Origin of the sequence: uncultured Fibrobacter sp., assembly GCF_937877005.1 — a bacterium.
Classification (GTDB): Bacteria; Fibrobacterota; Fibrobacteria; order Fibrobacterales; family Fibrobacteraceae; genus Fibrobacter.
Genome location: NZ_CALEFV010000105.1, coordinates 1 through 13,901, shown reverse-complemented (window position 1 = coordinate 13,901; position 13,901 = coordinate 1). Strand labels below are relative to the sequence as shown.

At 54.1% G+C, this 13,901-nt stretch carries 13 protein-coding genes and 2 pseudogenes; all 15 read left to right on the top strand.

The annotated features are described in order from the left end of the window. A pseudogene (locus Q0628_RS05335) lies at window positions 1–1,094 on the top strand (hypothetical protein); the annotation flags it as partial. Further along, window positions 1,091–1,765 carry a phage baseplate protein gene (locus Q0628_RS05330; protein WP_298768853.1) on the top strand — a complete coding sequence of 225 codons (675 nt, stop codon included), beginning with the start codon at window positions 1,091–1,093 and terminating at the stop codon, window positions 1,763–1,765. The pseudogene Q0628_RS05335 and the gene Q0628_RS05330, both read left to right, overlap by 4 nt. Continuing rightward, the gene (locus tag Q0628_RS05325; RefSeq protein ID WP_298768851.1) at window positions 1,765–2,091 is read left to right on the top strand and encodes a hypothetical protein; all 327 of its coding nucleotides are present in this window, start codon (window positions 1,765–1,767) and stop codon (window positions 2,089–2,091) included. Before Q0628_RS05330 ends, Q0628_RS05325 begins: the two co-directional genes overlap by 1 nt. Before the next feature lie 3 nt (window positions 2,092–2,094). After that, window positions 2,095–3,141 carry a hypothetical protein gene (locus tag Q0628_RS05320; protein ID WP_298768849.1) on the top strand — a complete coding sequence of 349 codons (1,047 nt, stop codon included), beginning with the start codon at window positions 2,095–2,097 and terminating at the stop codon, window positions 3,139–3,141. Further along, the gene (locus Q0628_RS05315) at window positions 3,138–3,797 is read left to right on the top strand and encodes a hypothetical protein (RefSeq protein ID WP_298768847.1); all 660 of its coding nucleotides are present in this window, start codon (window positions 3,138–3,140) and stop codon (window positions 3,795–3,797) included. The genes Q0628_RS05320 and Q0628_RS05315 overlap by 4 nt, the downstream gene beginning before the upstream one ends. A gap of 185 nt (window positions 3,798–3,982) precedes the next feature. Next, a complete protein-coding gene (locus Q0628_RS05310; protein ID WP_298768845.1) occupies window positions 3,983–4,165 on the top strand; it encodes a hypothetical protein in 183 nt (60 codons plus the stop codon). Beyond that, a complete protein-coding gene (locus Q0628_RS05305) occupies window positions 4,158–4,676 on the top strand; it encodes a terminase small subunit (RefSeq protein WP_298768844.1) in 519 nt (172 codons plus the stop codon). The genes Q0628_RS05310 and Q0628_RS05305 overlap by 8 nt, the downstream gene beginning before the upstream one ends. Continuing rightward, window positions 4,669–6,084, top strand: coding sequence for a phage terminase large subunit (gene terL / locus Q0628_RS05300; protein ID WP_298768842.1), 1,416 nt, complete (start codon window positions 4,669–4,671; stop codon window positions 6,082–6,084). The genes Q0628_RS05305 and terL overlap by 8 nt, the downstream gene beginning before the upstream one ends. A 2-nt stretch (window positions 6,085–6,086) precedes the next feature. Continuing rightward, the gene (locus Q0628_RS05295) at window positions 6,087–7,364 is read left to right on the top strand and encodes a phage portal protein (RefSeq protein ID WP_298768840.1); all 1,278 of its coding nucleotides are present in this window, start codon (window positions 6,087–6,089) and stop codon (window positions 7,362–7,364) included. A 3-nt stretch (window positions 7,365–7,367) separates the two neighbouring features. Continuing rightward, complete coding sequence (locus Q0628_RS05290; RefSeq protein ID WP_298768838.1) at window positions 7,368–8,909, top strand: phage minor head protein; 1,542 nt, start codon at window positions 7,368–7,370, stop codon at window positions 8,907–8,909. Window positions 8,910–9,191: 282 nt separating this feature from the next. Next, on the top strand, window positions 9,192–9,545 hold the full coding sequence (locus Q0628_RS05285) for a hypothetical protein (RefSeq protein WP_298768836.1): 354 nt from the start codon (window positions 9,192–9,194) through the stop codon (window positions 9,543–9,545). A gap of 1 nt (window position 9,546) precedes the next feature. Then, window positions 9,547–10,734, top strand: a complete 1,188-nt coding sequence (locus tag Q0628_RS05280; protein WP_298768834.1) for a baseplate J/gp47 family protein — start codon at window positions 9,547–9,549, stop codon at window positions 10,732–10,734. A gap of 1 nt (window position 10,735) precedes the next feature. Beyond that, on the top strand, window positions 10,736–11,617 hold the full coding sequence (locus tag Q0628_RS05275; protein ID WP_298768832.1) for a hypothetical protein: 882 nt from the start codon (window positions 10,736–10,738) through the stop codon (window positions 11,615–11,617). A gap of 6 nt (window positions 11,618–11,623) precedes the next feature. Next, window positions 11,624–11,950, top strand: a complete 327-nt coding sequence (locus Q0628_RS05270; protein ID WP_298768830.1) for a hypothetical protein — start codon at window positions 11,624–11,626, stop codon at window positions 11,948–11,950. A 14-nt stretch (window positions 11,951–11,964) separates the two neighbouring features. Then, a pseudogene (locus Q0628_RS05265) lies at window positions 11,965–13,901 on the top strand (hypothetical protein); the annotation flags it as partial.

The following is a 13,901-nucleotide window of genomic DNA, read 5'->3' as shown; positions in this document are numbered from 1 at the left end:
TGGCGCAGCTCCGTGACGACATGTCCCAGGGCGCAATTTCGTTCGAGATGGTGTCGGCGGCACTCAAGAAGGCCACATCCGAGGGTGGACGGTTCTACAAGGGCATGGAGAAGGGCTCCAAGACCCTTTCTGGCCTTTGGTCTACCGCAATGGACAACATAAAGCAGAGCCTAGCTGACGCCTTCGAGAAGAACCAGGACAAGCTCAAGGACTTCGCCCGAAGGATAGGCGAACTTGACCTTTCCAAGCTTGTAGACGGCCTTGCGAACGTGGCCGGAGCGGTTCTACGCATAGGGGAGGTGCTCGCACCTCTTGTCGAGAAGATGACGCAGATTCCAGGCCTTGTCGAGGCCATAATGATGGCCCTTGCAGTAGAGAAATTCTCGGCGGTTACTGGAGGCGTGAACATGCTCTCGGGAGGATTCGGAAAGCTGGTTCACAGTCTCCAGAGGACGAACCGCGAACTGCTCACGATGGGCAGGAACGGCAAGAGGGCGGCCATGGGCCTTGCCGCTGTCGCAGGTGGCGGGGTGGCAGGATTTATGGGTGGCGCGGAAACCGCTGGAGGAGTGGCTGCTGGTGGACTCTCTACAGGAGGCGCCGTACTTGCCGCTACAGGAAATCCTATGCTGGCTCTTTTGGCTACAGGAGGGTCTTTTGCAGGATCGCTGATTAACGCCGGATACCAGGCGCTCAACGCGGATGCAGAGGCGAAGCGCAACAACGCGGCAAACCAGGAACGGTGGAACTCGAACGCCGCCCTCATGAAGGCATACAAGACCTTCGACAAGGACAAGAGCGAGAAGAACTTGAGGGTTCTTGAAGACACATACAACGCTTATGCCCGCAAGTATGGCGCGGAGGCTGCCGAGGAGTACCTATCCGGAATTTCCGGACTCAAGAGCGTCTCCGAGGATGCCAAGGCGAACGTGACGAACTTCAATACCACGAACAACAACACGGTGACGCAGAACAACAGCATTTCTTCCGAATTCTCGGAACTCGGCAACCTGATCAATCAGAAACTTGTCGAACTGATGGAGCGCAATCTCAAGTTCGATACTTCTATGGCTATGGAGGTGGCAGGCGCATGATAGGATGGTTTACTCGGCACGATGTAGAAATCAACCCTAGGAAGGTTCCGGCTTCTCTTTTCTCACGAGACGAGGGTTTCGGCGTGGATTCTGCCGACAAAACGGTCTCTATCCGATTCGACCTGCTTGTCGACGAGTCGCATACGCTCGAATTCGAGGCGAGCGACCACCCGATAGAGAACGGCGCCGTAATTACCGACCACGTCACGCAGAAATTGCGCACCTGCACCGTCACGGGTATGTTCACGAATTTCCCTGACAGGAACGAGTTCGGGGAAAGTACGGACGGCTATACCGGCGTGCAGGTGAGCGACGGGACTCCCGTAAAGGACAACCGTGCTCGTGACATGTTCATCGCTCTCGAGAATCTTGCGATGCAGCGCAAGCCGGTCCGACTGGTGACGGCCCTGCACGTATATCCGGAGATGATCATCACGAGCCTCCCTGTAAAGTTCGGAGCCGAGGACGGCGAGAGCATCAAGTTCACGATGACGCTGCGGGAATTCAAGGTCGCGGAGCTCAAGAAGACGGTTGCCTTTGGCAAGTTCAGGCCGCCCGACATGAAGAGTGCCGAAAACAGGACTATCGCGCCGAAACAAACCAACGGCAAGGTATCGGCCAAGGGCAAGGAACTTGTTGACGCTGCCGTATCTGCGGGAGGGTTCAACTGATGAAATCCTATGTAGTTCCCATGAGCGTAGAAGGTTCCGCCTACTTCACGCAGACGGTAAACCTTTCCGGACAGGCCTTCTCGTTCCGATTCCTATGGAACGAGCGCGACCAGCATTTCTACATGGATGTGGAGACGACCGACGGCAAGAAGAACTCCGTCAAGCTGGTGCCCAACAACGCCCTGCTCGGCAAGTCTTCCGTGACGGACCTCGGAGACTTCTACATGCTTTCACAGGATTCAAGCGCGGATCCCGAAAAAATAGAGTATTCGCAGTACGGTTCAGTGTGGAACCTGTACTGGATTCCGTTCGACCAGGAGGAATAGCGGATGGCTTTCGGTCTTGTCAACAACCTGTTCGTCGGAGACTTCGCTGGCGGAAACGACAGCGATGGCGGCTGGGACATTTCCAACTTGCATTTCGATTTCGATATTTCCCGTTCCATAGTATGGTACGAGAACTATGCAAAGTTCAAGATTTACAACGCGTCAATCGACACCGTGAACCGAATCCTTTTCGAAGGCGCCGGCATAATGCACGAGTGCGGTTTCGAGGACGAGCCGAACGGAGTAGGGACGCTTTTTGTAGGAAACATCACCAGTGCCTACTGCGAAAAGTCCGGAAACGACGTCATCACGCACATCACCGCGACCAGCACGAGAGGCCCGGAGTACCAGCTCGTGAAGGTGCCGATAGCGCTATCATTCCCGGCAGGTTCCGACATGCTTTCCGTAGTGAAGGCCGTGTCCGAATGGACTGCGATGCCGCTGCAGGGAGCGGATTCGCTCAAGGACGTGGAACTTGACGACGATTTCAGTTTCTGCGGGTCTGTAAACGCCTGCATGAAGAAGATAAACGGAATTCTTGACAGCATGGGATGCGGCAGGATGTACTTCGACAATTCCATGCTTGCCTACATTGACGATACGGGGGACGATTCTCAGTACCAGACTCTGTCGATCGTGAGACTGGACTATTCCAGCGGTCTTATATCGGCAAGCCCTATTCGTGAACGCGAGGATGGACTTTTAAAGAAGGACGTCGAACAGAACCTGAGCTACTATTATTTTGGCGGGAAAAGCCCGGTCGCGACAAAAATGGTAAAGGTGGGCAAGGGCAAGAAGGCGAAGAAGTACGCCAAGTCCTACGACATCGAGTACAAGCCCATAGCGAAGGCTGCGGAAGGACGGCTGAAGGTGCGGTTCAAGTCTCTCATCAATCCAGGACTCGTCCCGAATACCAGGGTATCTATCGACAACACGCAGGAAGGACTTCCTCTTCCAGGAGTGAACGGGGAATTCCTGATAAGGAAGGTAAGGTTCAAGGGCAACAATTACGGAGGCCGCTGCGAGGCCGAAGGGGAGGCTGTGGAATGAGCGACATGGTAGGGCAGATTCTTGGCGCCATCGAGAAAGTTGTAGACGAGAGGTTCAATTCGTTCGAGACGGCTGTTCCTGGCGTAGTTACGGCCGTGCGGAACGACGGACGTGTCGACGTGATGCCTTCCGTAAGGAAGATGGTCACGAGCGGCGTCATAGACAGGTTCGACGCTCCTGTCCGTGGCGTGCCTTTGATGCAGATCGGATTTTCCGGGATGGCCTTCGACCTAGAAGTTTCCAAGGGCGATACCGTGATACTGTTGTTCATGAGCCGTGACGCCTCGCAATGGAAGAAGCGCAAGTGGGAAAAACAGTGCGACCCGAAATCGCCATTTGCCAACGACGCGAACAGCTGCGTGGCGATACCTTTCGTGCGCCCCGATTCCGAGGCGAAGGCCGTCGTCAAGATTGACAATGACGGAAAGATTATTTTCGATTCTTCCATGGTAAGGTTCACGGGAGATTTGGAGGTTGACGGTGATGTCAAAGGAAAGGGGAAAATAGATGCGGATGGAAATATCGAGTCTGGAGGAAACGTAAAGGGGAGTGATTTCGTAACGCCTGCGCTTTCTTTTCTTGGCCATACTCACCTTTCGGCAGCACCAGGCTCACCCACTCCGCCAAGCGTTTATACGCCACCTTCTGACGCTTGATATAAGTTGCATAAATCCGCCCCCTACAAAGCAAGTATTCCGCCCTACAATTTGCGACAAAAAATGTCATTTTAATGTGCCAAAATCTGTCTTTTCTATTGCTTTTTACGGATGGTTTTATTATTTTACGAAAAAGGGTAAAAACAAAACAACTGTATCAAGTGTACCAAAAGGAGCAAGAGTAAATGCAGACGGGAACGGAACAAACGGTATCGCCGAAAGAACTCGCTTTCATGAGAAACGTGTCGGTGTCTGCCGTGTACATGTGGATCAATGACGGACTGCCTTGCGAGAGGTCTCGCGGCACTTCCGGGGCAATCAAGATTAAACTGTCGGATTACGAGAAATGGCGAAATTCGGATGCGTAAAAAGCCACGAAATATCGAGGACGAGGAACTCGACGAGTTCGCCAAGGAAAGGGCCAAGGCAATATCCGACCTTTTCCCTGACGAACGGCTGAAATCGTTCGGGCTCACTATGCGGGAGTGCTGCTTCGTGAGGGCATACTGCGTACTGCTAAATGCAAAGAGAAGCGCCCTGATTGCCGGGTACACGAATGCTTTTGCCATCAGCGCCTACCAGCTCCTTCGAAAGGAAGATATTAAAAGCGCCGTAAGCGCAGTGATGTCGGAAGCGGTCAATCCTGTTACTGAGCGGCAGACGCTGATGAACGTCAATACGACAATTTCGAGGCTCATGCAGATTGTACGCGACACAAGCGATGCGAAGGCTTCGGTCATGGCGTCGAAGGCTCTGCTAGATTATCTCGGTAGCGGGCTTGTAAAGACCGATGTTCCTGAGGATTCCAAAAAAGACGATGTCCCGGACGAGGAAATATCGGCTTCTCTTGCTAGGATGGGAGTGCTTGCTAATGGATGACCGCGAAATTCTGAATAGGGAAGCTAGAAGCAACCTTGCCGCGTTCATCCTGGCGATGCACGACGACTACCTTATGGGATGGTTCCACAGGGAACTGTGCGTGCGACTGATGCAGTTCTACCTCGATGTGCGAGCAGGAAAGAGGCCTAGACTCATATTGAACGCGCCTCCTCGCCACGGAAAGAGCCAGATCCTCAGCAGGGATTTCCCTCCGTGGCTGTTCGGCGTGAATCCCGACATCAACATTATCGCCGCGTCCTACAACCAGGACCTCGCGAACAGCATGAGCCGCGACGTGCAGGCCATCATGAAGCAGGAGGAGTACGGAAAAGTTTTCCCGAAGGTGAACCTGCTGGAAAGGAAATCCAAGGTCACGAAAGTGACCGCGGCGCAGAGCGCAAAGTATTTCGAGATTCCCGGAAGGAAGGGAAAGTACATCGCGGCGGGCGTGGGTTCGGGCATCACCGGCAAGGGTGCCACAATCGCGATTATCGACGACCCGTTCAAGGACCGCGAGGAGGCCGATTCCCCGACGATGAGGGAAAAAGTCTTCAACTGGTATACGTCAACGTTCCGCACGCGTCTCGCTCCGGGAGGAGGCATCATCGTGATGCACACCAGATGGCACGAGGACGACCTTGTCGGTCGACTTCTGATGAAGGCCGCGAACGACAACGGAGAAAAGTTCGACCTGATAAACTACCCGGCAATCGCCGAACATGACGAGCCTCACCGAAAGAAGGGCGAGGCCCTGCATCCGGAAAGGTACGATCTGCGCGAACTTGACGCCATAAGGAAGGCAGTAGGTTCTCGTGATTGGGAAGCCCTGTACCAGGGACACCCCGTACCCGTTACCGGAGGCATATTCAAGCGGAACTGGTTCAAATTCTACAAACCAGGAAAGGAGCCGAAGCAGTTCGACACGATGATTCAGAGCTGGGACCTTTCGTTCAAGAAGACGGACTCTTCGGACGATGTCGCCGGAGGAGTTCTAGCACGACTCGGTGCTGATGTATATCTGCTCGATTGCGACGCAATGCAGCGCAGTTTTACCGAGACCTTGAAGGCTTTTGAGGTAATGTACGAGAAGTGGCCGGCTGCCCTTGCGAAGCTCGTGGAAGACAAGGCCAACGGACCTGCGCTCATCGACACCCTTTCGCGTACCGTTCCAGGGATCATTCCGAGGAATCCGAGGGGTTCGAAGGTCGAACGGGCGAATTCCGTGGCGCCTTTCGTGGAGGCGGGAAACTTTTGGATTCCCGACCCGAGATTCTGTCCTTGGTCGCAGAAGTACCTGGACCAGATGTGCAATTTTCCGAGCGTCCCGCATGACGACATGGTCGACATGACAACGCAGGGCCTCGACTACCTTATCAACCAAATGTCAAACGATTCTGCATGGAGCTAAAAATGGCAGCAAAGACAAAAGTGACTTCCAATGACGGCTACGTAGACGTAGTCAAGGCTATCGGGACTAAAAGCGGCTCAAAGACCGAATTCCTTCCGGAAAAGGTGGACTACCGTAAACTGGCCAGGGTGTACCGTTTTGACGGAATCGGCAAGAACATCTGCAACTGCGTCGCCGATGACGGCACTGCGCCAGGTTTCGAGATTGACGGCGATACTTCCGGAAGCCTGTTGAAGAAGGTGCTGAAGACTGGCCTCCGCAGGGCATACAAGAGAGCCGCTCGATGGACTCGTGCGTTCGGTGGCGCAGTGGTCGTAATGAAGATAGCCGACAGTCGGAAACTTGACGAGGAGGCTGGAAAAGGCAAGATTGTAGGTTTCAACGTGTATCCGTGCAGCATGGTCAAGGTAGAACCTGCGGATTACGACACAGACCAGAAGTCGCCGAACTTTGGCGATCCGAAGTGGTTCACCGTCACCATGCGAAACGGCGACAAGGTGCGCGTTCACAGGAGCCGCTGCGAGATTTTCTATGGCGAGGAAGTCCCGAGCGCAGAAGGGATGGGATCTTCCATTACAGGAAACGAACTCATATTCGGCGATTCTGCCCTTGTCGCTGTAATGAAACGCCTTGATAAGCTCGGGATGTCCGAGGAGGGCATTGCCGACATGATGAGCGAGCTGAATGTCGCTTACTACCAGTGGAAGGGCTTCGACGCCAAGCTGTCCATGAAGGACGGCTTGTCCCTTGTGAAGAGGCGCATGGAAGCCGTCGAAATGGGCAAGTCCACCAACAGGGCCATTATCGGCGATATCGAGGACAAGTATACGGTCGTCAAGACGGATCTTGCTGGAGTTCCGGAGACTACTTACAGGCAGATGCAGCTCGTTGCAGCCGCGGCACAGCTTCCGGTTGCGAAAATCTTCGGCGAGTCATCCAGCGGCCTGTCCACTACAGGCGAGGGCAACCGCAAGATGTACGACAAGAAGGTCGAAACGTGGATGGAAGACCATGTCACGGAACAGGTCGAGCATCTTGTCTCTGAAATCCTTGTCCGCAATCTCGGAAAGGATGGCGACGTGACTATCACTTGGAATAGCGTGACACAGCCGACGGACGAGGAATTCACGAAGATGGTCAAGGACCAGTCCGAATACTTCCACACGTTTATCGAAGACGGTGTACTTACGCCATTGGAAGTCCGCACGATCATGTTCAAGAACGGTCACACGTTCAAGCTGTCGCTGCCCGAAGAAAAACCGGAAGACGACGAGGAATAGCCGATGGCATCCGAAAGCACATACACGCCTCTGCGGATGGCGAAGGAGCTGTATATGCTCCAGAACAACGGCAAGCGCAAGCGCGGTCGCAAGCCTGTGTTCAGCGCTAGCCAGTTCTATCCGTGGAAGGTCGAACTCGAGATGAAGGAATTCATCGCGTCTATGCTGCGCGACAACGGGAAGCAGCTGAAGGAGCTTGCTCTTTTAGGGTACCAGGCAGACGGGCTGGACGATGTGAACGCAGCGGAGGTATTTACGCCTTCAAACATCGAAGAAAAGGCGGGAGACTTTTTCCGTGAAGTTTCGGATTTCTCGTCTCGCAAGATGGACGATTTTGCCGAGAAGACCGTAGGCAGGACTATCGGGTATATTCCGAACCAGTCGAAACTACGCGACGACTTCGTCAACAACTTCGTCGCGAACTGCAAGAGCGCGGCAGAAGACCAGAAGAAGGAAATCGCGGCGGCCGTGTACAAGCACAGGATGTTCCCGAACGAGGACAGCGGAAGCCTCGTGAAGGAAATCAACGCTATCAACACGAAGTACACAAAGAACAAGTCGAAGTTCATCGCGAGGAACGAGACCGGCAACCTCAACGGGGCCATTCAGCGCACGCAGATGGAAGGCGCCGGATTCCGCTATTACAAGTGGATGTCCATGCTTGACGGAGTGACCCGTGACACCCACAGGTCAATGAACGGACTTGTGTGCAAATGGGAAGACGATACCGTGTACAGCGACGATGGCGGCAAGACCTGGAAAAAAAGGACCGGCTCCATGTTCATAGGGCAGCCTGGGCAGGACTACAACTGCCGATGCACGGCCATCCCGTTCGACCCGGAGCTTGAAGACGACTACGAAGTGAAGGAGATGCCGGAAGAGAAGCCGGATGAGAAAGAGACGACTCCGTTGGAAAAGGCTAGGGAAGAAGCTGAGAAGGCTGTAGAAGAAAACAAGAAACTAAAAAATTTTTTAGAAAACCCACTTCTCCTTGAAAAAAGAAAAAATGAAATTCTAAAAGAAAGTCAAGCAAAATCTAAAAGTTTGGCTACGAAAATTCTTGAAGAACGAAAAAAAACAGATTCTTCATTGAGTACAGAACTGCTTGTTCCTATTGAATATCAATATCGAGGAAAGTATACACTAGTTGATTTGGCAACTCTGAGACTTGCAAAAAAGAATAAAAAGGAGTATGACAAATTTGTTGCCGAACTAAAAATGTCGAAACTTGTTGAAGACCAGCATTACAAAGTGTCGGTTTTTATTGGTGAGACATCAAAGGGTAAAAATCCGGATGCCGTTATAGGTGGAATTGTTGGAGAGTATAAGCACACTGAACCAGAAAGTGGTAGGAATGCAATTAGTGGAGCTTTGAGGGAAGCTTTACATCAAGGTTCTAAAATTGTGATAATTGATGTGCAATCCGATGTCAACTATCAAGATGCATGGAATGCAATAAATGGTAGAATAAAAGGAAAAGATGATATTGAAGTGTATTTTAAGCTAAAAGGAAACGAGACTATACACTTGTTCAAGAAAAAATAAAAAAACCCAGTTTGGTCGGTAAACTGGGAAACCCAGGGTGGGCGAGACCAGAACATGCCGACCTCTCCCTTTCATGGAATTCCCTTTCGGGCCCATGCGTCGCACCACTGTTTTTCAAGTGGCTCTCCACATCAATAATATACATTCTTTTCTTCTCCAAGTCAATAGGGCCATAAACAAAATATCGTCCTGTAAAAATTCGCAAAATTCGCAAAATTCACAAAATTTACAAAGTTCGCAGTTTTTCGCGGAAAAACGGACATATAGTCTATTTTTCTTCCGATGAACGAGCGCAAACTTGACCCTGCAACGGGCGACATCTATGTATCGGACAAGAATGTGGCAAGGACGGGTTCCTTCAGGGAATCCGTCATGCAGACCGTCAAGACGTTCCTCTCGACATTCCAGGGCGAATGCTTTACCGACTACGATGCCGGAGTCCCTTGGTTCGACGAGATTCTCGGCGCGGACGTGCTGTTTTCCGACTACGCAATCCAGGTGGTCAAGGAAAAGATCCTTTCCGTTCCAGGCGTCCGCAGCGTAGACAAGGCGGAACTGACCATTGACGGCCGAAAAATCTCCGGAAAGATAGCCCTGACACTAGATAACGGCGAACGGACTGAAATGGAGCTGTAAGATGCCTGCGATAATTTTTGAAGAAGACGGAATCGTACTCAAGTCGTTCCAGGAAGTCCGCGAGGAACTCCGTGCCGACTGGAGACAGGTTTTCAACGGCATAGACCTCTCGCCGACGACTCCGGACGGCCATCATGTAGACCTCGAGGCAAAGGTTATTACCGACTGCTTCCAGGCCGTCCAGACAGCGCTTACCAACCTAGACCGCAGGTATTCCGGAGGCCATTTTTTGGAACTTCTTGCCGCGTTTCTCGGGCTTGAACGCAGGCAGGCTGCATACGCAGCTCCGCTGATAAAGTTCTCCGGTGAAGAAGGGACTGTAATCCCGGCCGGAACGACCGTCACGTTCGAAGGTTCCGCATACAATTTTGCGCTCGAAGAAGAAATCACTGTCGGAAATTCCGGCAACGCGTCCGGATATTGCGTGTGCGATTCCGCAGGACAGGTCGACCTGAAGGTCGGCGCCTGGGACATGGTTAGCACTACGCCTTCCGGCGTCACTTGCGAATACGAAGGCCCGACAAGCTATGGCGGCAGTGACAGGGAGTCCGACGAATCCCTGCGAGCAAGGATGGATGCCGCGGACATTACGGGCCTCGCGACTGCGGACGGTATGCTGACATACCTTCGCAACGAAATCGGCCCGGACATAAGCCTTGTCGTCAACGACGAACCTACGACCGATGCTGACGGTATTCCTGGACACAGCTTCCGCGTTGTCGTGGCGACGACCAATGGTACGCCCGACTCGGATATCGCGCAGGCTATATGGGTATGCAAGCCTGCCGGCATCAGGCCGGATGGGAACGTGCAAGCCGAAGCTACCGACAGGAACGGCCTGAAGCACGTGATGAAGTTCTCAAGGCCTTCAGTCGTCGGCGTTGACGTGAAGATTGTATTGACTCTCTACACGGAAGAAGCCTTCCCAGTAGACGGAACCAACGCCGTCAAAAAAGCCATCGAAGGATGGGCTTTCGGTACTGACGGATGGGCGTCCCCGGAATACACTCCTGGAAAGGATGTGATTCTTGCAAGGTTCTACACGCCTATATTGACGGTTCCTGGAATCGGCAGTGCCGTGATCCAGGCCAAGAAGCATGATTCCGAAACATGGTCTTCGTCAAACATCGCGATAAGCTCGCAGGAAATAGCGACGCTTTCGTCCTTGAGCGTGGAGGTCGGTTCATAGGATGGACGGCTTCAACTACATAGAGGACCATTTCGAGACGACTGTCAAGCCGCGAATCCTTGAACAATACAAGGAAAGCGGACGATGGCAGGCGTGTCTCGAGGCTGTAGTAAGAAAATTGCAGGCCGTCGAGGACTCCGCTTTCAACATTTCGAAGGCAATCGATTTCAAGACCGAAACTCCTACCGGCGCGAAACTTGACTGGATCGCAGGGCTAATCAACGTCAAGAGATTCAGCGGTGAGTCCGACGAAGCTTTTTTCCAACGTTTTGAATCTATGTGCGGTGCCAATACGGCAGGCACCCCCGACAACGCGATCTACAACGCCGCCATACTCTCCGGCGACCCGCACCCCCAATATATGGACGAGGCCCCGGCCACGTTCTTAGTATACGACGGCCCGAGACCCGTCGGGGAAGGCGAGTGGGAGCAGGGAGGACACCAGCTTTCCCGTTCCCAGGTCCGAAAGCTCGCCCCCGCAGGCGTGCTGGGGCTTCCGGGTGCCGCGATAGAGACCGAGGACGGACTGCTTGTAGACTCCGAAGGCAAGCTGATTCTGATGGTTGCCGACGACGAGAACATCGAGCGCGAGGTGCTGCTGGCCGACAACCTGGGCAACATTGCCATAACTCCGCAGAGCGTACCCGTCCGCGTGAAGCTGACCGGGCCTACCGTGCCCACCATTCCGGTCATAGAGACGGAGTGGAACGGGGTGCCCGTGGATGCCGTCCGCATCAAGGACCTGCCGGACGGCGGTGATCTCAATAGCTACATGGTGCGCGACTCCGACACCGAGGGCACGGTCAAGAGCCGTGCCATGGATGAGGCTACGCTTGACGAACTGTGGGATTCCACGCCTGCGGAAGGGGAGGGGGAGGGCTAGGCGAATATGGCAACGGAACAGCAGCAGGCAAGGCAGCCGATAGACACCGAGGCGATGCAGAGGCTTATCGCCAAGGTCAAGAAGAGCGACCAGGACAATGCCGATGCAATTGTTACTGAGCGCACCGAAAGGACCGATGCCGACGCGGAAATCATCACCTCCCTTGAGGACGAAACCACCGCGAGGCGGATGGGAGACGAACTCCTGCAGCAGCAGATAGAGGAAGTGGCGGTGCAGACGGACTGGGAGCAGGACGACAACATGGCGCTAGACTACCTCAAGAACAAGCCCACAACCATTACGGACGCCGAGATTGAGGCGCTGTTTATTTAAAAGGAGATTGAATCATGGCAAAGTATCTAGACCTGACCGGGCTTACTACTTTCTGGACGAAAGTAAAGTCTTGGGTTGCTGCGGCAGTCACCACGAACGGCCCGTCCGCGTCCAAGACCGTGACCGGATGGAACGAGGGCAAGGTTACCTACGGCAACATTCAAATTTCCAAGTCGCAGGTCACCAACCTACAGACGGACCTCAATACCAAGGCTCCGATTGACAGCCCTGCGTTCACCGGCCCCCCGACGGCCCCGACAGCGGCCACAGGTACCGATACGACGCAGATTGCAACGACCGCATACGTGCGAGCCGAAATCCAGTCTATGGTCAAGGACCTGGATGCAGTGGTGTTCAAGGACACTATCGCTGGCGGCAGCACCGGTGCTTACGGCGCCCTTACCCCCGCCGCCGACAAGGGTGATCTCTATATCGTATCCACGGCCGGTAAGATTGACGGGGAAGCAGTTGAGCCGGGCGATTGGCTTATCTGTAAGGTTGACGGGCCCGCCGCCGCTACCGCCAATAACTATTCAACAGTGGTGGACAACTGGGGTTTCGTCCAGGTCAACAAGGACGGCATCGTGATCGGCCCGTCCTCGGCCACTTCCGGCAATGTCGCACTGTTCGACGGCACCACAGGCAAGCTCATCAAGGACAGCGGCAAGACCCTCGGAAAGAGCGTCCCTGATGACGCCGTGTTTACGGATACCAAGGTGACGAGCGTTGGCAATCACTACACTCCCGCAGAAGACACCAGCGCAGAATTGAGTGCCGCCGCAAGCGGAGCCACCTCCGCCTGGTCCATTGACGTGGTCAAGGCAGTGCAGCTCCAGCGCGACGCGAAGGGCCACGTTGTAGGCGTCTCCGTGACGAGCGGCAAGCTGCCCGCAAACCCGAACACCGATACCAAGGTGACGCAGAACAGCAACTCGGAAAACAAGGAATTTCCGCTCCTTGCCAAGTTCTCCAACAATACGACCAACGAGACAAATACCGCCAAGTATGCCGGAGGCGTGACCGTCAACCCGAGCACGAAGAAGATTACCGCCACCGGGTTCATTGGCGACCTTGAAGGCGATGCCGCAACCGCAAGCGCAGCAAAGTCTGGATCAGCTCTCGAAACGGCCATTAATTCCAAGGCCGACAAGGTGGCATCCGCCACCAGCGGAGACTTCGCTGGCCTTGACGCGAACGGCAACCTTACGGATTCCGGTAAGAAGGCGAGCGACTTCGCCACGGCATCGCAGGGCACCAAGGCCGATTCCGCAATACAGGGTGTCAAGCTCAATGGCGCCTCGTCCGCGCTTACTCCCGACAGCAACAAGGTGGTCACCATTCCCGATGCCATCGCGACCGGAACCACGGGCGCGACGAACGGCCTAATGACCGCCGCGGACAAGCAGAAGCTCAACGGCATCGCAAGCGGGGCGGAAGTCAACCAGAACGCATTTAGCAACGTTAAGGTCGGCAGCACCACGGTTGCCGCTGACGCCAAGACGGACACCCTCGAACTTGTGGCAGGAGGTGCAACGACAATCACCCCCGATGCCACCAATGACAAGATTACAATCAGTTCTACCGACCAGAGCGTAACCGCCGTAGGCTACCACTATACCCCGGCGGAAGATTCGTCTGCCGAAAAGGATGCTAGTGGCGGAGCCGCTACCGTATTGCCTTCGACGTCTACCGGAACGCTAGTACAAGTGGTTACCGGCGTGAAGATGGACGCCAAGGGTCACGTTACCGGTGTCGTTTCCAAGGGTCTGTGGTCTCCGAATACCACCTATTCCAATGCTTCTTTGGGTCAGGGCTACGGCACCTGCTCCACTGCAGAGGCCACAGCTGCCAAGGCGGTGACTCTTTCCAATTACACCCTCGTGACGGGCGGTGTCGTTGCTGTCAAGTTCACCTACGGCCTTTGCGCCTCCGCTACGATGAACATCAACTC